The organism is Pelagivirga sediminicola, from assembly GCF_003072125.1.
GTDB classification, from domain to species: domain Bacteria; phylum Pseudomonadota; class Alphaproteobacteria; order Rhodobacterales; family Rhodobacteraceae; genus Roseovarius; species Roseovarius sediminicola.
In genome coordinates, this window is the sequence record NZ_QCYH01000023.1 from 1 (window position 1) to 20,735 (window position 20,735).

15 protein-coding genes and 4 pseudogenes are annotated in these 20,735 nt (G+C 60.2%); 11 read left to right on the forward strand and 8 right to left on the reverse strand.

Annotated features, from left to right (window positions below):
* Window positions 1–102: 102 nt before the first annotated feature.
* From DC366_RS20390 to DC366_RS18235, 5 genes and pseudogenes are all read right to left on the reverse strand, one after another.
* A pseudogene (locus DC366_RS20390) lies at window positions 103–198 on the reverse strand (IS66 family insertion sequence element accessory protein TnpB); the annotation flags it as partial.
* Window positions 199–244: 46 nt separating this feature from the next.
* Window positions 245–1,156 (reverse strand): annotated as a pseudogene (locus DC366_RS18220) (Tn3 family transposase); the annotation flags it as partial.
* Between the two features lie 96 nt (window positions 1,157–1,252).
* Window positions 1,253–2,035, reverse strand: a complete 783-nt coding sequence (gene istB / locus DC366_RS18225) for an IS21-like element helper ATPase IstB (protein WP_108693608.1) — start codon at window positions 2,033–2,035, stop codon at window positions 1,253–1,255.
* An 18-nt stretch (window positions 2,036–2,053) separates the two neighbouring features.
* The gene (gene istA / locus DC366_RS18230; protein WP_108693609.1) at window positions 2,054–3,607 is read right to left on the reverse strand and encodes an IS21 family transposase; all 1,554 of its coding nucleotides are present in this window, start codon (window positions 3,605–3,607) and stop codon (window positions 2,054–2,056) included.
* A 177-nt stretch (window positions 3,608–3,784) separates the two neighbouring features.
* Window positions 3,785–5,770 (reverse strand): annotated as a pseudogene (locus tag DC366_RS18235) (Tn3 family transposase); the annotation flags it as partial.
* Between the two features lie 112 nt (window positions 5,771–5,882).
* Here DC366_RS18235 and DC366_RS18240 point away from each other — a divergent pair.
* Window positions 5,883–6,470: a recombinase family protein gene (locus DC366_RS18240; RefSeq protein ID WP_279305772.1), complete on the forward strand. Its 588-nt coding sequence runs from the start codon at window positions 5,883–5,885 to the stop codon at window positions 6,468–6,470.
* Between the two features lie 166 nt (window positions 6,471–6,636).
* On the opposite strand, the gene DC366_RS18245 is transcribed toward DC366_RS18240, so the two are convergent.
* Both DC366_RS18245 and DC366_RS18250 read right to left on the reverse strand, forming a co-directional pair.
* Entirely contained in the window at window positions 6,637–7,071 is a 435-nt protein-coding gene (locus DC366_RS18245) for a type II toxin-antitoxin system RatA family toxin (RefSeq protein WP_165802959.1), read from the reverse strand.
* 459 nt (window positions 7,072–7,530) lie between these two features.
* Window positions 7,531–8,570: pseudogene (locus DC366_RS18250) on the reverse strand (IS5 family transposase); the annotation flags it as partial.
* A gap of 372 nt (window positions 8,571–8,942) precedes the next feature.
* Here DC366_RS18250 and gad point away from each other — a divergent pair.
* From gad to DC366_RS18280, 6 genes are all read left to right on the forward strand, one after another.
* Complete coding sequence (gene gad / locus DC366_RS18255; RefSeq protein ID WP_108693612.1) at window positions 8,943–10,325, forward strand: glutamate decarboxylase; 1,383 nt, start codon at window positions 8,943–8,945, stop codon at window positions 10,323–10,325.
* On the forward strand, window positions 10,318–12,216 hold the full coding sequence (locus DC366_RS18260) for an aspartate:alanine exchanger family transporter (protein ID WP_108693613.1): 1,899 nt from the start codon (window positions 10,318–10,320) through the stop codon (window positions 12,214–12,216). Before gad ends, DC366_RS18260 begins: the two co-directional genes overlap by 8 nt.
* Before the next feature lie 277 nt (window positions 12,217–12,493).
* A complete protein-coding gene (locus DC366_RS18265) occupies window positions 12,494–13,048 on the forward strand; it encodes a DUF2061 domain-containing protein (protein WP_207768774.1) in 555 nt (184 codons plus the stop codon).
* Between the two features lie 209 nt (window positions 13,049–13,257).
* Window positions 13,258–15,030 carry an aspartate:alanine exchanger family transporter gene (locus DC366_RS18270; RefSeq protein WP_243405216.1) on the forward strand — a complete coding sequence of 591 codons (1,773 nt, stop codon included), beginning with the start codon at window positions 13,258–13,260 and terminating at the stop codon, window positions 15,028–15,030.
* A gap of 66 nt (window positions 15,031–15,096) precedes the next feature.
* A complete protein-coding gene (locus DC366_RS18275; protein WP_133176245.1) occupies window positions 15,097–15,693 on the forward strand; it encodes a heavy metal-responsive transcriptional regulator in 597 nt (198 codons plus the stop codon).
* Between the two features lie 9 nt (window positions 15,694–15,702).
* On the forward strand, window positions 15,703–16,383 hold the full coding sequence (locus DC366_RS18280; protein WP_207768775.1) for a plasmid pRiA4b ORF-3 family protein: 681 nt from the start codon (window positions 15,703–15,705) through the stop codon (window positions 16,381–16,383).
* On the opposite strand, the gene DC366_RS18285 is transcribed toward DC366_RS18280, so the two are convergent.
* Window positions 16,376–17,167: a tyrosine-type recombinase/integrase gene (locus tag DC366_RS18285; RefSeq protein WP_108693616.1), complete on the reverse strand. Its 792-nt coding sequence runs from the start codon at window positions 17,165–17,167 to the stop codon at window positions 16,376–16,378. The two genes, DC366_RS18280 and DC366_RS18285, sit on opposite strands and share 8 nt — an antisense overlap.
* Window positions 17,168–17,308: 141 nt before the next feature.
* Between DC366_RS18285 and DC366_RS18290 the strand changes: the two genes are divergently transcribed.
* The 4 genes from DC366_RS18290 to DC366_RS19740 all read left to right on the forward strand — a co-directional run bounded on the left by DC366_RS18290 (window position 17,309) and on the right by DC366_RS19740 (window position 20,661).
* Window positions 17,309–18,721, forward strand: a complete 1,413-nt coding sequence (locus DC366_RS18290) for an ISKra4 family transposase (RefSeq protein WP_108693617.1) — start codon at window positions 17,309–17,311, stop codon at window positions 18,719–18,721.
* 36 nt (window positions 18,722–18,757) lie between these two features.
* Window positions 18,758–19,738, forward strand: a complete 981-nt coding sequence (locus DC366_RS18295; RefSeq protein WP_243405217.1) for a peptidoglycan-binding domain-containing protein — start codon at window positions 18,758–18,760, stop codon at window positions 19,736–19,738.
* A gap of 142 nt (window positions 19,739–19,880) precedes the next feature.
* The gene (locus DC366_RS18300) at window positions 19,881–20,360 is read left to right on the forward strand and encodes a thermonuclease family protein (RefSeq protein WP_108693618.1); all 480 of its coding nucleotides are present in this window, start codon (window positions 19,881–19,883) and stop codon (window positions 20,358–20,360) included.
* Window positions 20,361–20,481: 121 nt separating this feature from the next.
* Complete coding sequence (locus tag DC366_RS19740) at window positions 20,482–20,661, forward strand: hypothetical protein (protein WP_133176246.1); 180 nt, start codon at window positions 20,482–20,484, stop codon at window positions 20,659–20,661.
* The last annotated feature ends 74 nt before the right edge of the window (window positions 20,662–20,735 follow it).

Sequence of the window (20,735 nt, forward strand, 5' to 3'; positions counted from 1 at the left end):
CATCGTCCGGCAGGGATTTCAGCGTCTCCAGCATGGCGGGAATATACTGAACCGGCGGCGGGAGTGGAACAAGGAATACGCCTAAGCCCCTGTTTTGTTGAGTTATCCCGCCTGCAATGGCCGCCATGTCTTTTGCGGCATGCGCCAGTCGATCCCCTCCAGCAGCATCGAGAGTTGCGACGGACTGAGGCTGACCTTGGGGTCTGCTCCGGCTGGGGGCAGAATGACACCCTAAGACCGGAGATCATCTGGTTTTCCATCTGTATTCGCCTGTGAGCAGGATATGCGCCCATCCGAGGGGCGAGATATGCGCCAGAAGGTCTGGCGAACAGTCGAGGCCTGCGCTCTTCCTTGCTGCAACTGCGCAGCCAAGATGTTTGGTGTTCCAATAAATGATGATCGCGGCCAGCAGGTTCAGCCCGGCCATGCGATAGTGTTGTCCTTCAGAGGTTCGGTCTCGGATTTCACCCTGGCGACCGATACGGAGGGCGTTTTTCAACGCATGATGTGCCTCACCCTTGTTCAGGCCGATTTGTGCACGGCGCTGCATATCGGCATCCAGCAACCAATCGATAATGAACAGGGTGCGCTCGATCCGCCCGATCTCCCGTAAGGCAACAGCCAGTTCGTGTTGACGGGGATATGATGCGAACTTTCTCAACAGTTGGCTGGGTGGCATGACACCCGCCGCCATGGTGGCGACGGCGCGCAAAATGTCCGGCCAGTTCTCTGTGATCAGCGTTTCTCTGATCTTACCGCCGACCAGCCCGCGGATTTCCTTCGGCGCAGCGGCGGGGTCGAAGAGATAGAGCCGCTTTGACGGTAGGTCACGGATGCGGGGAACGAAGCGATAAGACAGGAGTGCGGTTGCGCCGAAGACATGATCCGTGAAGCCGCCGGTGTCGGCGTATTGCTCTTTGATCTTCTTCCCAACCTCGTTCATCAGCAGGCCGTCCAGAATGTATGGGGCCTCGTTTACGGTCGCAGGGATATTCTGTGTAGCAAACGGGCCGAACTGGTCGGAGACATGGGTGTAGGCCTTCAAGCCGGGCTCCTGCCCATACTTTGCGTTGATGAGGTTCATCGCCTCGCCATGCTGAGTTGTCGGAAAGAACTGACCGTCGCTGGATGCGGTCATGCCGCCGCCCCAGATGCGGATTTCAGAAATACCGGACAGCGATTACGCTAATTCCCGGACAGCCGTTTCAGTAATTCCCGGACAGCTCGGGCACGGCTGATCATCTGCCTGCGATCATGTTTCGGTTCGGATGATTTCGGTGTTTTCGGCGGAGGTCAAGTTGGCGTTTCGGTCCTTTCTTCGCATGCTGTCTCCCTTGAGTTCGATGCGGTGGGAATTGTGGACGATCCGGTCGAGGATGGCGTCGGCGATGGTGGGTTCGCCGATCATGTCATGCCACCCCGAGACGGGCAGTTGGGCGGTGATGATGGTGGACCGCCGCTGATAGCGTTCCTCGAAGAGCTCGAGCAGGTCGAGGCGCTGTTGGTCGGTCAGCCCATGCGTGCCCCAGTCGTCGAGCACCAGAAGCTGGACACGGGCGAGCTTGTCGACGAGGCGGGGAAAACGCCCGTCGAGGCGTGCCATGGCCATGTCCTCGAAGAGCCGCGGCATCCGGACATAGGACACGGAATGATCCAGGCGTGCGGCCTGATGGCCGAAGGCGCAGGCGAGCCAGGTCTTGCCGGTGCCGGTCTGGCCCGTGAGGATGATCTGCTCGCGGGCCCTGATCCAGTCGCCTTGGGCGAGCGCGAGAATCTGGCGCCGGTCGAGCCCCCGGCTGGCGGCAAAATCGACATCTTCGATACAGGCATTGGGAAAGCGCATCTTCGCATTGCGCAGCCGGTTGGCGAAGCGCTTGTCAGCACGGGCCGCGGCTTCGCGGTCGAGCATGAGGCCGAGCCATTCATTACGCTCGAGCGCCTGGCCCGGATCCTGTTCGGCCAGAGCCTTCCAGGCGTCGGCCATGCCGGTCAGGCCGAGCGCGGTCATCTGGTCGAGTGTGGGATGTGTCAGCATCTGTTTATCCTTTCTGGGTTACTGGTAGTAGCCGGGGCCACGGATATTGTCGTGGACCGGCGTGGCGGTGACCGGGTCTGGCGGGCTGGGCGCCCGATCCAGACCGGTGATCAGGATGGAGCGCACCGAGGCATAATTGACCGTGCCGACCGTCAAGGCGCGTTCGCAGGCCGCTTCCAGCCTGTCCGCCCCGAACTGCCGCTGCAGGCCAAGCACACCGAGGGCAGACCGATAGCCCTGTTCGGGATGCGGCCTGTCGCGCATCAGCCGCTCGACGAGCGCGGCGGCGTGATAGCCGGTGCGGGCGGCCCGGGTGATCAGGCTCTCGGGCGTCATGCCGCCGTAGCGCTGGTGCGCCTTGGGCATGTGCTCCTTGACGGTGCTATGGCCGCCGCGCTGTCCCCGGCGATGATGAACCGCAACCCTCTCATGATTATGGAAAATCTCGATCATGCGGTGGGTCAGACGCACATCGACCTGACGCCCGATCAGGCGGTGCGGCACCGAATAGAAGCCATGCAGAACCTCGATATGGTAGTCGGGATGCACCTTGGCGCGTTTCCATTCGGCGTACTCAAAGGGCGTGTCGGGCAACGGGCTGAGTGCTGCGCGTTCTATCTCTTCAAACAACTCACGCCGTGAGCGCCCGACCCGCCGCATGGTCCGGGCATTGAGATCATTGAGCAGCTCGGAGATGGCGACGTTCAGCGCCTCGATGGAAAAGAATTGCCGGTTGCGCAGGCGGGCAAGTATCCAGCGTTCCACGATCAGCACGGCACCTTCGACCTTGCCCTTGTCGCGCGGCTTGCGCGGACGGGTGGGCAGCACGGTTGTGTCGTAATGCGTGGCCATGTCGGAGAATGTCTTGGTCAGCGACGGCTCGAACCAGAGCGGTTTGGCCACCGCCGCCTTCAGATTGTCGCAGACAATCGCCTTGGGCACCCCGCCGAAGAACTTCAGCGCGCGGACCTGGGCCTCGATCCAATCGGGCAGCTTCTGGCTGAGGCTGGCCCAGACAAAGGTGTAATTGGACGCACCCAGAACTGCGACGAAGATCTGCGCGCGATGTTCACGGCCTGTGCCCGGGTTAATCACCGGGATGGTGTGACCGGCGTAATCGGTCTGCATCACAGCGCCGGCCTCATGGCGGTTGCGATACCGCGGGCTGATGCGGCTTTCGAACTCCCGATACTGCTCACAAAACCAGGTGTAGCCGTAGCCGTCGGGGTGGGCAGCGCGGTATTCCTCCCAGAGCAGCACCAGCGTCACGCCCTTGCGCTTCATCTCAGCCGCCATCTTCGACCAGTCGGGTTCGCTCAGATCCCGGGGCGGGCGGCCGACACGCTGGAACAGGACCTGCTTCAGCGTCGCATCGTCATCGCGACCAGATGGCAAAGGCCAGCAGTTCAGACCTGCCTCCCGGGCGCGGTGCAGGTAGGTCGCCACGGTCGTCTTGCTGAGCTTCAGGCGCAGACCAACCTCGCGCACCGAAAGCCCCTGTTCATGCGTCAGCCGCAATATGGTTCGTATGTCTTGCACAGTCATGCGCCTCGGTTGCTTGCGTCGTGGCATGTCCCCTCCCGGTCTTGCTCAAGACCGGCAGAATGCCGCGACGGCGCAGGCGATGACCAACCGTGCCCAAGGCCCCCCGGAGCTGTCCGGGAATTACCGAAATCCCTGTCCGGGATTTACCGAAACGCGTGTCCGGGAATTACTGAAATCCGTGTCCGGGAATTAGCGAAACCCGCACCAGAATTGCGCCATCGGCAAATTGGCCTGCGCTTCGATCACCTTGGCGAGCGCCCTGTTGATAGCATCGCTTTCAACATGCCACCGGGACAAGCGCGAGAGTTGGAAGTAGTCATGTGAACTGGTCGCCTCGGCCATCTTGCTGAGGCCAAGGTTCAATCCCTCGGCCAGCAGCACGTTTAACAGCCCGATGCGATCCTTGCAGGGAACGCCGGTGCGCAGATGCGTGAAGGCTTCGGTGAAGCCGATATCGTCATCAACTTCCTGCAGCAGATCGGTGATCCGAACGGCAGGCAGGCGGCCATAGAGATCAAGCACCATGCCATCAGCATCCGCCGGGATTGCTGCCGTCAAACGATCAACCTTGAGAACGCCGTTCTCGATTGATCCGCCGGGAATCGCGCCAGCTCTGGCAGCCTTGGACAAACGCTTCATACCTTCTGCCAGTCTTGCCTTGCGATCATCAAGCCAGATCTCAGGTTCGAATGGCATCGTCAGGCGAGGGCACGCCTTGGCTGTTTCTATCGGTACCAAGGCCTGTTTCAGATCAGCGTAACGCCGGGAATGGGGCAGCCAGATGTCGCCGGATCGGAAGGCTTCACGCACCTGGAACATCACGGCGACCTCCCAAAGACGGTTGTCACCCGGGTCCTGAGCATTGAGGTGTCGATGCCATTTCGAGGTTCGGCGCAAGAAGCCAACCTGGCGGGGTGCGTCAGTTTGATCCTGGGCGATGACTTTGGTTGCCTGCATCAAAGGCACCGCCACCGGGGCGGCGCAGATATCGAGCGCCCGCAGCATTCTTGGGGTATAGCGCCGGAATCGGTGATATCCATGAACGACATGAGACAGGGCGTCAGCCGCCATCGTGTCGGTCAACTCGGCCGCGGTTGTCACCATACGTTCGAGGTGAGACCAGCCACACGCAACTTCGACGGCGGCATCAAGGGACACGCCATCTGCCTTTGCCTCCAGCAGGGCAGCACCGAGATCCTTGAAAGAACGTAATGTCTCACGCAGCGAAGATCTGGCATCCGCGATGCGCGCGTCGGATAGCCTTTTCGCATCCCGCCAGGTCTTGCCGACGATCCTGTCGTGGGTTTCGATCACGGCATCGGCGACGGCCGCCTTCCATTCCACCATACAGACAGCAAGGATCGCCAGGCGCCGGTCACCCGTGATGTCGCGCAACCCATCGGCAAAGTAGCGCTCGCCCTGGCGGCGCAGGCGGGTGATCCGATGTGGTGGTACGTCGGCCAGAGTGTCCGGTGAGAGGTCCAATTCTTGCAAAAATTCCAACCGATCCAGAAGTCGCGATGCTCCAGCCGAGTTGCTGCCCGCCTCGAAACGGCGAAGCCAGATGAACCGGGTGACATTGCCATCCACGATCTCGGTCAACAGCGCGTCCAGGCGTTCTTTTGTTCCATCGTCGATCCTGTTGGTGATCCGGCTTTCGGTCTGGCGCTCAGCCGACACCAGAGCATCTGCGCACAACCGTTCGATGACAGAGATGCCGGGCAGGATCACCTGCGACCGGCGGCACACTTCGACAAATCGGCGCGCCAGGTCTTCGTTGGATCGGGCAGTTTCAGCCTCGTTCTCAAGCCAGGCCTTGAGACTCCGCGCGCCTTGGCCCGAGAACATCTTGAAGCCATAGATCTGGCGAAGGGCGTGCAGGTGCTGCTGACGGGTTTGCCGGCGTGCGGCATAGAGTAAGACATCGTCTCCGGTCAAACCCAACTGGGCTGCGATGAAGCGCAAGACCTTTTGCGGGATGACTTCGCCAGATGACAACAGCCGCCCAGGATACCGCAACGCACAGAGTTGCAAAGCAAAGCCGATCTTGTTCTCCGGTCGCCGCCGTTCGTTGATGTGTTGGAGATCGTCGTCCGCTAGAGTGTAGTGCCGCAACATTAAGGTCTCGTCAGTCGGCAGGTCGAAAAGCGCCGCACGCTGGCGCTCGGTCAGTATGGACCGTCTTGGCATGTTGGTTTGTCCTTGTTAATCAGATGTCTGTTCGGGACACATCTCGCACCAGCAAAATCAAAGGCTTGCAAGACCAATCTCTGAGGGGGTTCAACTGGGACAGCGCGCAGCCATCTATGCTAGGGCTTCCACTGCCGATCAGTCGTGTGACAGACAGGTAATGGAACTGACAGCTTTTGCTGAACGCGGCGGATACCAGGTGATAGGCGTCTTCAAAGAAACGGCCTCGGGTGCCGCCGCCAATCGTGTCGCCCGGAACCGAATTCTCGATCTGGCTCAGGCACGGCAGATAGATGCCATCCTTGTCAGCGAGTTGTCCCGGTGGGGCCGCTCCACTCAGGACCTATTGGACACGTTGAACAAGCTGGCTGGCTGGAAGGTTTTGGTCGTCGCCATGAGTGGCATGACATTCGAGTTGGACACGCCGCATGGCCGAATGATGGCGACCATGCTGGCAGGAATTGCCCAGTTCGAACGCGATCTGCTCAGCGAACGCGTCAAATCCAGTCTTGCCGCGGCCCGGGCGCGCGGCAAGAAGCTCGGGCGCCAACCCGGACAAAGGCCGAAATCCGACAAACTTGCACCAAAGGTCGTTCAAGCCGTTGCAGAAGGTCGTTCATACCGTTGGATTGCACGTGATCTTGGCATCAGCAAAAATACTGTGCTCGACATAATGAAACGACACAGGGAAAACTCTTAGGGTGTCATTCTGCCCCCAGCCGGAACAGACCCCAATAGCGGCTTGGCGGCATGATCGATGTCAACGCCCCGACGGTATGACGCCCTTCAAAATAGTCACGTCGGATGCCAGCTTGGATGATCCAGGCGCCAGGGTCGTCGCTTGTTGCCGGCAGGCAAGGGCTTGCCTATTGGCCATAAAGCCGGTGGGCTCGAGCCTCGAAGGCCGACACGATGGACCCGGCCGCGCCAGCAATCGTTCCGCGAAACAGATCCTGCGCCAGCCTCGAACGCAGTTCAAGGTCGACCAAAAGCTTCACCCGGCACCTGTTGTCGGGCAAGGGCTCGAATACCCAGGCCAAGGCAAATGTCCGAAACATCCTGTCGGTCGAGGTCACGTCTATCCGCTCGGGACGCTGAAGAACGGTCTTCGAGCCGAAACGCGCCCGGAACACGCGGATGCCGACAACCTGATCCGAGAAATAGATGTTGCCCTCGCGCTTTCGGACTTTGGCTGCAATGTACCACGGAAGAAACTCCGGATAGCGCTCGACATCGGCCGCTAGATCAAACAGCTGATCCGGCATATAATCAAGTTCACATTGGGCCTTGTGGCTCGGCATGGTTCTATACCCCCCTCGGGCGAACTGATTGCGGTGAATGATTGGATGCAGCAACCCACCGACAGGATGCGTCCGGCGATATCTGTCCCGCATTGAATTCGATTGCGCGACGGCCACCGCGACTGTTGGCGACCGTGTTGTAAAGTACCGACTTTGCCCCTTTGCCTTTCCGGATCACCTGCGCGAATTCTTCGACGGTGGTGGCGCGTTCGTCATTGTGAACCTGTGCCCTTCGACAAGCTTGAGAAGGTCAAACGAACTGATCAACCCAACCACCTTCTGGGCACCTCGATTTTTGCCTATTTTCAGCGCCGCCGCTCGGCGTGATGGAGCGCCGGGAGCAAGGTCCAGCTGACTGACGCGCTGATGGGTGGCTTTTTGGTTGTCGTGTAGTCTGTTGGGCGCGATCCCTGCCGCCTTGCGGCCAGATCCGCAGGTCATGTTGGCCTTCCTTGACGCCGGGCACGGGCAGAGGCGCTCCAGTTGTCCAAGACGGCGCATGTTGTAGGCGAGAAGGTTCTTCATGCCGATCTTGGCCTTGGCCCGCACCAGACCGATGGTTCGCACGATGGTGCCGCCCATGTCATTGGCCTGTGCCCCGAAGATGTGCTCGACCCGGACCCGGACCGTGGATTTGGTGCGGTTGCTCTTCCGGGCCTGCTCGGTAGCGGCTTGCCCCGCTTGCCCTTGCGGTGAATGTGGCTGCTCAGCCCTCTGGCTTTCAGCGTCGCCTCGATCTCCGCTGACCGATAGGCGGCGTCAGCCCAGACACCGGAGCCGGTGTTGCCCCGCGTCAGCAATTCATCCACCACTTGGCTGTCGTGCACGGCGGCATCAGTGACATGGTAGCGCCGCACCAGCTTGTGCATCCGATCCACGTTCACATAGTTCTTGTAGCCGTAATGTGACTTGCCGTGCTTCTTGGTCCAGCGTGCGTCAACATCCTTTTGGCACCGCTTGGCAGGCTCGTCTGCCCAGCCCTCCGGCGTCTCTCCCGCCTTGATCGCCTTGTTTTCCGCGCGTTTGTTGTGGTTGCGCGGCACGGCCACGATGGACGCGTCAAGTATCTGACCGCCCCGCGCGATATAGCCCCGCCGTGCCAAGTGTCCGTCGAACAGCCGGAATGCCTCTTCCATCTTGCCGGCCTTCGCCAAGGCCTCACGATAGAGCCACACCGTCTTGGCATCAGGCACCCGGTCGCTGAGACCCAGCCCAAGGAAGCGCATGAACGACAGCCGGTCGCGCACCTGATACTCGATCTGGTCGTCGGAAAGGTTGTAGAGCGCACTCAGCACCAGCGTCTTGAACATCAGCACCGCATCCATCGGCTTGCGCCCCGCGCGGGACTTGCGGTTCTCATCCGGCTTGCGCCAGACCTGCTCCAGCAAAGGCCGGAACTCTTCCCATGGCACGACGGCGTTGATCTCGACCAGCGGATCCATCTTGGCGTCCAAGCTCGCGTAACGATCGGAAAGATCAACGAAACCCATCTGCGGCATGACAGAAGTGCCTTCACGGAGGCGCAGGAAGTGAGCCAGGAATACGGCCAGTTCATTCAGCTCATTCAGCAATGTCCCGGTGTTAGAAGCGACTATCTTGTCAGTTTCACCATGACCGGCCGCGCGATGGCGTTTTGATCTGAACATCAGCCGGTTTGTGCAACAACAGAGTCACCGGAGGGGGTTTGTCTGATCCTGTAATGGTTTCCTACTGACAACGTCCTAGTATTGAGTCCGTTGAAACGAGGTCAAGAAATTCTTGATCAGACACTTAGGAATCTTGGAGGCTCGGCGATGCCGATCATCCGCAAAACAAGAACCAGGCGGCGCTTTGTCCGCTAGCAGTAAACAGTCTTTAGGAGGACTAATAATATGCCCATCTGCCACGTTGATCTAAGCGACCATTCCAGCATGCAGGACATTTACGCAACCAAGGGCTCGCAAGAGAACCTCCCGAAGTATCGTCTGCCGAAAAATAATACCGAACCGCGTGCTGCCTATGCCTTCGTTCGCGACGAACTGCTGCTGGACGGGAATGCCCGTCAGAACCTCGCCACCTTCTGCACGACCTGGATGGAGGATGAGGTCAGGCAGTTGATGGCGGACGGGGCCGACAAGAACATGATCGACAAGGATCTGTATCCACAGACCGCCGAGATCGAAAACCGCTGTGTCCACATCATTGCCGATCTCTGGCATGCGAAGGAATCCAAGGACACGATCGGCTGCTCGACGACAGGTTCAAGCGAGGCGGCGATGCTGGGCGGTCTGGCCCTCAAGTGGAAGTGGCGCCAGCGCCGGGAAGCCGAGGGCAAGGACACCGGCAAGCCGAACATCGTGACCGGCCCGGTGCAGATCTGCTGGCACAAGTTCGCCCGGTACTTCGATGTCGAAATCCGCGAAGTGCCGCTCGAGGGCGACGCCCTCGGATTGAAACCGGAAGACTTGCGCAAATACTGCGACGAGAACACGATAGGTGTCGTGGCGACGCTGGGCGTCACCTTCACCGGCATCTACGAACCTGTCGAGGCCCTGGCGCATGAACTCGATGCGATGCAGCGCGACCTGGGCCTCGATATTCCGATCCATGTGGATGCCGCCTCTGGCGGGTTCATAGCGCCCTTCATTCAGCGCGACATTGTCTGGGATTTCCAGATCGAGCGCGTCAAGTCGATCAACGCCTCCGGCCACAAATACGGCCTCGCGCCGCTGGGTGTGGGCTGGGCGATTTGGGCATCCAAGGAAGACCTGCCCGAAGATTTGATTTTTTATGTGAATTACCTCGGCGGCAACATGCCCACCTTCGCGTTGAACTTCTCGCGCCCCGGCAGCCAGATCATCGCACAATACTACAATTTTCTGCGCCTCGGGTGGGACGGATACACAGCTATCCAGCAGGCCAACTCCGATACGGCCCAGTGGCTGGGTGAAAAGGTGGCGGCGCTCGGCTGTTTCGAGATGGTCTATGACGGCCAGGGGGGCCTTCCGGCAATCGCCTACAAGCTGAAGGACGGGGATCACGGCTTCACGCTCTACGATCTGTCGGAAAGGATGCAGATGCGCGGATGGCAGATTGCGTCTTATCCCCTGCCGTCGAACCGTCAGGAAACGGTCATCCAGCGTATCCTTATCCGTCGCGGGATCAGCCGTGATCTGGCGCAACTTCTTCTTGACGACCTCGGGCGTGCGTTCGAGCACCTCAAGGAGAACCCGGTCCTGAATTCCACCGCAAAGCCGGGGTTCCATCATGGATGAGGCCACGAAAAGCCGTAGGACGGTGCTGAAACACGCCGGCCTTGGCCCATTCCTGCCCCTGCTGTTCGCCGCCGGGCCTGCAGCGGCCCAGGGCGATGCGGGCTCAGGCGGGGGCGGTGTGATCGGACAGGTCTTCGACACGATCAAACCCGTGACCGAGGCGGGGTTCAATGGCTTCTTTCAGCTTCTGGACAACCAGCCCATCGTGTTCATCCTGCTCGCACTCGCGCTTGGGACGCTGATCGGAAAGGTCAGCGTCATGACCATCTCTCTCGGCTCCACCGCAGGCACGCTGCTGGTCGGGGTTTTGCTTTCGATGGTTGCCGAGGCCGCGTATGGCATCACCTATTCGATCCCGGGTATCCTGTCGTCCTTCATGCTGCTGCTCTTCATGTATGCCCTTGGGCTGAAGGTGGGTCCGCAGTTCTTTTCGGGTCTGCGCAAGGGCGGCCTGGCGTTCGTCGTGATCGGGCTGATCGTCTGGAGCCTGAACTGGGTCATCGCCTATTTCGGGGCGATGCTGGCCGGACTTGCACCGGGCTATGCGACCGGACTGATCTCGGGAAGCTATACCATCACGGCAATTCTCGGCGTCGGTCAGGGTGCGCTGGCCAGCGGGGCCTACGTACCGCCCGACGGCATGACCGTCGAGGAGGTCGGTGCCAACATGGCGGCCGCCTATGCGATCAGCTATGTCCTGTCGTCGGTGGGGATCATCCTGCTGATCCGCTATCTTCCGCGCATTTTCGGGTATGATGCGGTTGCCGACGCCAAACTGGCAGAGGCGGAGTTCAGTGGAGGCGCGACCCATCCCGTCCCCGGCGCACCCGCCGCGTTGACAATGGGCTTCTCTCCGTTCGTTCTGCGTGCCTTTTCGGTCACCCACAAAAGCTTCATCGGTCGGACCGTGTCACAACTGGCTGACGACTATCCGCAGGCCCCGATCCTGCGCGTCGTCCGCGACGGCGAAATTGTGGATCTGACGAGCGATCCTGCCGTGCAGAAGGATGACATCGTCACCGTGCGGGCTGATGTCCACGACCTCATCCTGAAGGACGGCGAGTTGATCGGTCCGGAATCCGACGACCCGCTGGCGCGCAATATCCCGATGCAGGTAGCCGATGTGCATGTCAGCGTGCGCAAGATGTGCGGCAAGAGCCTGGCGGACCTTGGTCGGGTCATGCCGGGCGGCGTCACCGTGCAGGCCCTGTTCCGGGCCGGCAACGAACTGCCTCTCGGCCCCGAAAGCGACGTCCAGTTCGGCGACGTCCTGCGCCTGACCGGCCCGGACGCGGCACTTCTTGAAACGGCGAAACGGCTGGGCGGGCATGTCAGCCTGCCGACCATGACGTCCGAGGTGATGTATCTCGCCATCGCCATGCTGGTGGGCTATCTCGTCGGGATCGTCACTGTCACGATCTCAGGCATTCCCTTTGCGTTCGGAACCTCGGCCGGGGTGATCATGGCGGGCGTGGGTGTCAGTTATTGGCGCAGCCGCAACCCCCACTTCGGCGGCCCTGTGCACGAAGGCGCGCGCAGCTTCCTGCAGGACTTCGGCTTGAACGCCTTTGTCGCCGTCCTGTCGGCCAACGTCGGTCCCAAGGTCATTTCCGCGCTCGGCGGCGACACGATCCTGTGGCTCGCGCTGATCGGTCTTGCCGCAGCACTCATCCCGCCACTCGTTGCCTTCTGGATCGGGGTCAAGGTCTTCGGTCTCAACTCGATCATCTCTGACGGTGCCACCACGGGAGCCCGAAACAGCACACCGGGCCTGAATGCGATCATCGAGGAATCCCGCAGTTCGGTCGCCGCCGTCCCCTATCCGGTCAGCTATGCGCTGACGACGGTTCTGGCGCTGATTGGTGGCTATTTCTCGATGATCCTGTCTTGAGACGACCGGACTGTCGGGGAGTTTCGTGCGTGAGGCCGGTTTCATCACCGGCCGACCACCCTTTCACGGAAGACAGCAGCAAACTGGCTTCTGGCATCGAGCCACTCGGGTGGCGATCATTTTCAATCGGCAGTGGCGGAGTTGAGCGCCATAGCGTCACGAGGTTCGAGGCTTCTTTCCGAGGATTTGGGCGAGGTTCCGCAAGAGTCGAAAGGACGGTGACAGAATCGACACTCAGCGGCATCCAGTCCACACTGGGACGGTGGGGGAAACCCCGGTGCTCAAAACCGCTCCATCCAAAGTTTCGACGAAACGCTCGGCCGCCATGGCTGTATCCTGGCGCATCATCGGCACGTTTGACACACTGGTGCTGTCGTGGCTGGTCATCACTTATATTGGCCCGCTGTTCGGACACTTGGGCACCCACAGCGACGCGCTGCAGGCCGCGACCTACATTGCCATTACTGAAGTCATCACCAAGACGGTGCTCTACTTCCTTCACGAACGCGGTTGGGCGCGGGTCGACTGGGGCGTATCGACCGAGAATAGCAGGCGCAAGGAAAGTGGATGGCGCAGCACGAGCAAGACTGCCACTTGGCGCATAACTGCCTCGCTCGACACGACTTTGCTGGCGTGGATTTTCTCAGGCAACCTCGGCACCGCCGTTTCCATTGGCGGCATCGAGGTCTTTACCAAGTTGATCCTTTACTTCTTTCACGAGCGTATGTGGTCACGGATTCAGTACGGAATAACACCGCCGGTCGCCGATCCGGATGCGGTGGCAGAGGAAGACGCCCCACACCCGCCCGGCTCTGGTGGACACAACCACTGACGCGCCATGCCGCAACACACGGCACCGTCGCCTGCCCTTTGGATAGGGATGCGATCATGAATGCATCCAAAGCATCACGACCGGGAGTGTGCAAATACTATCTGCGTTCAGCGGTCGTGGCCGTTGGGTGCGGGTTCGCAGGGTCTTTGCACGCACAGGACGCCAGCAGATATCAGATTGAAGGTGACGCGGCCTCGGGTACGAGCGGTGTGATCGGACAGGTCTTCGACACGGTCAAACCCGTGACCGAGGCGGGGTTCAATGGCCTCTTTCAGCTTCTGGACAACCAGCCCATCGCGCTCATTCTGCTCGCAATTGCCCTCGGCACGCTGATTGGAAGGTTCAGTTTCAAGACCATCTCTCTCGGCCCCACGGCCGGGACAGTGGTGGTCGGGCTCGTGCTGTCGATGATCGCCGAGGCTGGCTTTGGCATCACCTATTCGATCCCGGGTATTCTGTCGTCCTTCATGCTGCTGCTCTACATTTATGCCCTTGGGCTGAAGGTGGGTCCGCAGTTCTTTTCGAGCCTGCGCAAGGGCGGCCTGGCGTTCGTCGTGATCGGGCTGATCGTCTGGAGCCTGAACTGGGTCATCGCCTATTTCGGGGCGATGCTGGCCGGGCTCGCACCGGGCTATGCGACCGGGCTGATCTCGGGAAGCTATACGATCACGGCGATTCTGGGTGTGGGTCAGAACGCACTGGACAGCGGGGCATATGTGCCGCCCGACGGCATGACGGTTGAAGAAGTCGGTGCCAACATGGCAGCCGCCTATGCGATCAGCTATGTCCTGTCGTCAGTCGGGATCATTCTGCTGATCCGCTATCTTCCGCGCATTTTCGGGTATGATGCAGTTGCCGACGCCAAATTGGCAGCGGCAGATTACAGCGGCGGGGCGACCGATTCCGTCCCCGGTGGACCCGGTGCGTTGATCCTGGGCTTCTCGCGGTTCGATCTACGCGCCTTTTCGGTTACGCACAAAAGCTTCATCGGCCGGACACTGTCACAACTGGCCGATGACTTTCCGCAGGCCCCGATCCTGCGCGTCGTCCGCGACGGCGAAATTGTGGATCTGACGAGCGATCCTGCCGTGCAGAAGGATGACATCGTCACCGTGCGGGCTGATGTCCACGACCTCATCCTGAAGGACGGCGAGTTGATCGGTCCGGAATCCGACGACCCGCTGGCGCGCAATATCCCGATGCAGGTAGCCGATGTGCATGTCAGCGTGCGCAAGATGTGCGGCAAGAGCCTGGCGGACCTTGGTCGGGTCATGCCGGGCGGCGTCACCGTGCAGGCCCTGTTCCGGGCCGGCAACGAACTGCCACTTGGCCCCAAAAGCGATGTCCAGTTCGGCGATGTCCTGCGCCTGACCGGGCCGGACGCAGCAGTACTTGAAACAGCCAAACGACTGGGCGGGCATGTCAGCCTGCCGACCATGACGTCCGAAGTGATGTATCTCGCCATCGCCATGCTGCTGGGCTATCTCGTCGGGATCGTCACTGTCACGATTTCGGGCATTCCCTTTGCGTTCGGAACCTCGCCCGGGGTGATCATGGCGGGCATAGGTGTCAGTTATTGGCGCAGCCGCAACCCCCACTTCGGCGGCCCTGTGCACGAAGGCGCGCGCAGCTTCCTGCAGGACTTCGGCTTGAACGCCTTTGTCGCCGTCCTGTCGGCCAACGTCGGCCCCAAGGTGATTTCGGCCCTCGGCGGCGACACGATCCTGTGGCTCGCGCTGATCGGTCTCGCCGCAGCGTTGATCCCACCGCTGGTCGCATTCTGGGTCGGGATCAAGCTCTTCGGTCTGAACTCGATCATCTCCGACGGTGCGACGGCGGGTGCCCGCAACAACACACCGGGCCTGGAGGCGATCATCGAGGAATCCCGCAGTTCGGTCGCCGCCGTCCCCTATCCGGTCAGCTATGCGCTGACGACGGTTCTGGCGCTGATCGGCGGCTATTTATCGATGATCCTGTCCTGAAATGACGAGAATCTCTTGAGTCTTGACTGGGGTCCAGACTGTAGGGTGCTCAAGAAAGGGATTCGCATGGCATTTAAGATCGGAGCGCTGGCCAAGGCGACAGGCGTCAAGATCGACACCTTGCGGTATTACGAACGTATCGGATTGCTGTCACCCGAAGGTCGAACCGAAGCCGGCTATCGGGAATACGCACATGATGCAATCCAGCGGCTACGCTTCATTCGCAAGGCGCAGGGCCTGGGGTTTTCGCTTTCAGAAATCGGAAAATTGCTGGTGTTCGGGTCCTCTCCTGAAAGCACCGCGGGCGACATACTGGAGATTACCGAACAGAAGATCGCGGAACAACAGGCGAAGATTGAGGATTTGACGCAATTGCGCGCCTCTCTCGTGCAACTGGCCCTCGATTGTACCGGGGAAGGACCCGTCGAGGAATGCCCGATCCTCAATCACTTCTACGACGAAGGCGACGCTGTCCTTCCGTCGGCAAAGAGTACCGGGATGATCCCGCCCGCTGCCTCGACCAGAGACATTCCTGTAAACCGTCCGTTACGGACCTCAAAGGAAGACGACACCATGATTCACGATTTTGACGCTTGTAGGAGAGCACCAAAAAGTGTGGGGTACCCCGGGTATCTGGTAGCGGTCTGGGGCAATCTTGCGTAGCTTCTGGGTATGAAAACGATCCCGATAAAGGCCGATACTGCCTCGGTCCTGCAATTGAAAATCAGGCTTTTGGGGATCAGCCCAATGGTCTGGCGGCGGGTCGTGGTGGCAGAGGAGATGTCGCTGCGGGACTTACATGGCGTGGTTCAGGCGGTGATGGGCTGGGACGGCATCCATCTTTTCGAGTTCAACATCCAGGGCGCGCGCTACACGAGCCCCAACCTCTGCGGCGAGCCGACGAGCAAGATGCTGTCGGCGTTCCGTTTCCGCAAGAATGCGAAATTCCGCTACATCTACGACATGGGCGCTTGGTGGGAGCACGAGGTCCGCGTTGAGGATCGATTTACGGCTGTCGTCGGCAAACGATATCCTATGTGCATCGGCGGTGCCGGGGCCTGCCCGCCGGAAGACTGCGGCGGGGTGCATGGGTATCTTGCGCGCCGGGAGGAGGCGACGGGCCTTGACGCTTACAACGATCTCGACACCCTCATCGACTTCATCGACCGGGCTGTTTTGAAAGGAGACCCCTCAGTGCTCGATGATGAGGATCAGCGCTGGCGTATCGAAATGGCAGTAGAGCGCTCAGGGTCGCGCATTCCATTTCTGGAGGCGAAGTTCTCGCGCCAAGCGGTGAACAAAGGGCTTCGCGCCGATGAACACCGCCGCTTGATGCATCAGCAGGTCATGTGACGCGATGCGGATCGGAAGCCAGCAAATCCGCAGCGAAAGCGCCGACGACATCGCCATGGCGATTCCGAACCTCTCCGAGCAACTCGCGGCCATGGCTCCCGATGACCCGGTCGAACTTGCGCCGCAGCATGGCGATGCTGGTTTCCGCATAGATGCGCGTTGCGCTGATATCCTCGTGCCCGAGGAACTTCTGGATGTCGGTAATGTCCATGCCGTCCGCCAGAAGCCGTGTCGCCATGGTATGGCGCAACAGATGCGGATAGATGCGCTTTTCGATCCTGGCATCGCGGGCAATGCCGCGCACCATCTGCCCGATCCGCTGGCGGGTATAGGTGCGAGTGCCTGAATGGCTCTTTTCGCGACTGATAAAAAGCGGCCCGGCCCTGCGCTTGCCGATATGCATGGCGAGCAGCCGGGCGATTTCGGCACGGATTGGAACCTCGCGCCGTTTGCCACCCTTGCCGCTCTCGATGATGACCGCGCGCTCTGCGATGCTTATATCCTCGACCCTGAACGCGACGAACTCCGAGACGCGGGCACCGGTTTCCAGCAGGGTCTGGATCATGAGGCCCGTCTGCCCGCTCCTTGCATAGGCGGCATCAATGAAACGCAGGGACTCCTCCAACGTCAGACGGGCTGGTGCCCCGCGCTTTTCCTTGGGTGCGCGCAATCCAGCCTTCGCCCGTGCAGCTTTGAACACGGCCTTGGTCTGGTCGTAGTCGATCCCTTCACGCAGGAGAATATCGGCAATTTCGTCGGAGACGCGCTCGATATAGCCGGTCATCGGTTTTCAATCTCCACTTCAGGAAACAAATCTGATTGCCAGATACCCTCTGCGAGGGCCAGAATCCATCCCAAGGGGGAGGAATCCGCAGTGTGGGTTTTCCTCTCTGCCAATTGTGGAAAACCGGATTGGGAGGGTGCCATGAAGATTGAGATCAGGCTGAGGATCAATGCCGCGGACGGCAATGTCTGGGGTGAGGAAGTAATTACCCTCGACAAACCCCACGATCAACTTGAGCAGATCGGGCTATCGCTTGACGAGGCCAAGGATCTGCTGGGGCGCATCCAGGAACAGGTTGTCGGTGCCCAGGCCGCTGCGTTCGTTTCGGAAAGCTGGTGCTGCACTGATTGCAACGTGCCGTTGCGCAGCAAGGGCAAGACGGTGATCCGGTTTCGCACGCCCTTCGGCGATGTCCCGGTGACCAGCCCCCGCTTGCACCGCTGTGCCTGCGATCCAGCAGCAACGCGCACTTTCAGTCCGCTGGCGGGTCTCTTCCGCGAGCACGTCGCACCGGAAATGCTGTATCTGGAAACGAAGTGGGCTTCGCTCGTCTCGTTCGGTATCACCGTCGATTTGTTGAAGGACGTCCTGCCGGTCGGGGACACCCTCAATGCTGAAACGGTGCGAAACCACCTGCACCGGGTTGCCGCCCGCGCCGAAGCGGAACTCGGTGAGGAACAGCCCGTCTTCATCGAAGGAAGCCCCCGTCAGCGGGCGCAGCTACCGGTGCCGGATGGGCCGATCGTCGTGGGTGTCGATGGTGGCTATGTTCGCGCCCGTGAGCCGGATCGCGAAGGGCGGCAAACCCACTTTGAGGTTATGGTTGGAAAATCCATCGCCGAGGATAAGGGTAACCGATACTTCGGGCTTGTTCAGAGCTTCGACCAGAAGCCCAAACGACGGCTCCGCGAAATACTGCGCGATCAGGGGCTTCAGATGAACCAAGAGATCACGTTCCTGACCGATGGCGGTGACAGCGTGCGCAATATCGCCGTCGATATGTCCCCCTGTGCCGAGCACGTACTCGACTGGTTCCACATCACCATGCGACTCACGGTACTCGGACAATATACCAAAGGGCTTGCCCATCATGACAAGGAAACGGCCTCGGAAACCCAGCGAATGCTGAAACGGATCAAGGGCTTCCTATGGAACGGCAATCACCATGAGGCGCTGCCGTGCATTGATGATCTCGAATGCGATCTGGACGACATCGAGACCGACTACCCAAGCATCAAGGCCTTCCGGAAAGGCATGGCCGAGTTCCACATCTACATCACCCGCAATGCCCATACGATCCCGAACTATGCCGAGCGCCACCGATACGGCGAACGGATCTCGACGGCCTTCGTCGAGTCCACAGTAAACACCGTCGTTGGCAAACGCTTCGCGAAGCGTCAGCAGATGCGCTGGTCAAAGCCCGGCGCGCACCTCATGTTACAGACGCGAACACGGACCCTCGACGGGACGCTCAGGCCAAAATTCGAGGAATGGTATCCGGGCCTCGCAACTACAAAGCGCACCAGTAAAACAGAGCACGCCATCGCCGCATGATAGCCCACACTTTTTGGTGCTCTCCTTCTAGGAGAAATGGCCGCACAGCAGGATCGTGTCGAGACCGCGGAGCGAGAAGCGGCCTCGGCAGGGGGATTGATCCAGGCGGTTGCCCTCAGCCGTGTGGAAACGGAAAAGCTCACCCTCGCTCAACTGCAAATGGCCTATCTGCAGGCCCGCTACGGCATCGCCTTCCCGGTGACACCGAGCGTGACGAATTCAGCGCCGCCCATATCCGACCGAACTTCACCCGCTGCCATGACCCAAGGCGAAGAGGTCGCTGAGACCGCACTACCTTGGGCCGACCCGGACCACCCGGACATCGACTACAGCCTCACGCCCTTCGATCAGGCGCATAATGAAGGGGACCGGATCGCAGGCTGGTGGGTGATCAATGAAGAGCGTGCAGCAATCGACGACAGCCCGTCGGTGGTGGGCATCAACTACTCTGCCTATGACGCGCGCAGCTTTGGTGGTCTCACGGCCCTACTCGCGCAATGCCGTGAGGGCGAGACGTCGGTTGTGTTCGTCCAGGACGATTTCTTGATCAGTGCCATGCGCCGGGATTCGTTCGACATCACCTACCGGATCGACAGCAATCCTGCGCAATCGACGCGCTGGAATGAGCTGACCAATAACAAGGGGGCCGGGCTGTTCGGCTCTGGCTCAGAGGGGTTCCTGCGCGGCCTTTATGATGCCGAGAGCTTTTTCATCCGGCTCACGGACGGCAATGGCCAACGCCACGATGCAGAATTTGATCTTGCCGGAATTCAAGAAACGATTGAAGCCGTCGCTGGCGCCTGCGGGTGGTCGACGCTAGATCTCTCGCCAGACGACTACCGCGCGATCCAGACTCTCCTGAACGCGGGCGGGTTTGATGCAGGCACCCCGGACGGCGTTTGGGGCAATGGATCACGCAATGCGATGCGGGCGTTCCAAGAACAAAGCGGCCTGCCCATCACTGGCGCAGCCGATCGCACAACCCTCGAAGCCCTTGGTGTCCAGGCCGGCGAATAGCAACCTTGCCCTACACGGCCCCGGCTGCAAATCATCCGTGTCGTGAAGCGTTGGCTAACTGGCGGCTTCAAAGGGCGAGGGTCTTCCCTGCGGGATCATCCGTTTATGTCTCGTCACCTCTGCTCAAAAACAGGTCTGCCCTATGCGCTGTCTTCTCGCCCTCCTTCTGTTTTCGTTTGTTGCCGCCCCGCAGGCCCATGCCGATCGCTTGACCGGCGTTGCCAGCGTTATCGACGGCGACACATTGGAAATCCGGGGACAGCGCATCCGGTTGCATGGGATCGATGCTCCGGAAAGCCGGCAGCTTTGCGCCACGGCTGAGGGTCAGCGCTGGCGGTGCGGACAACAAGCGGCACTGTCTCTCGCCGACAGGATCGGCCATCGGCAGGTCAGCTGCACCGTGCGTGATATCGACCGCTATGGCCGCTTCATTGCGGTCTGTCATCAAGACGGTACCGATCTGAACGCTTGGCTTGTGCGTGAAGGGTGGGCCGTCGCTTATCGCCGATACAGCCGCGACTATATCCGCGATGAGACCGAGGCCAGATCCGCACGGCGTAATATCTGGTCCGGACGCTTTGACATGCCGTGGGACTGGCGCCGCGCGCAACGTGGCGGATGACGACGGGCGGCTCGGTCACCTCGCGATCTTGCTGATCGCCGCAACTGCCATACGCATCATTAATGTTGCAATAGTATATTTTCGTATGTATGCTGGGCGAAGATTGTCAAGGGTCCTTGCCATGCGTTTCGAATTCAAAAACCTCCCTCTGGCGGCCTTTTTAGCTCTCGCCTTAACCGGCCCAACAGTTCCGACGCAAGCCCGCGCCCAAACCTATCAGATCGATTGTGCCATCCTGCTGTGTTTGTCCGGTGGATGGCCAGCTTCCGTGCCCTGCGCCCGCGCGCGGGCCGAGTTCTGAAGTGGTCCTGCTTTTTGGGACAGGTTTGCGGCTCAGCTAAGATGCATTCGGGTTAGGTTTCATGCCGCTTGGTT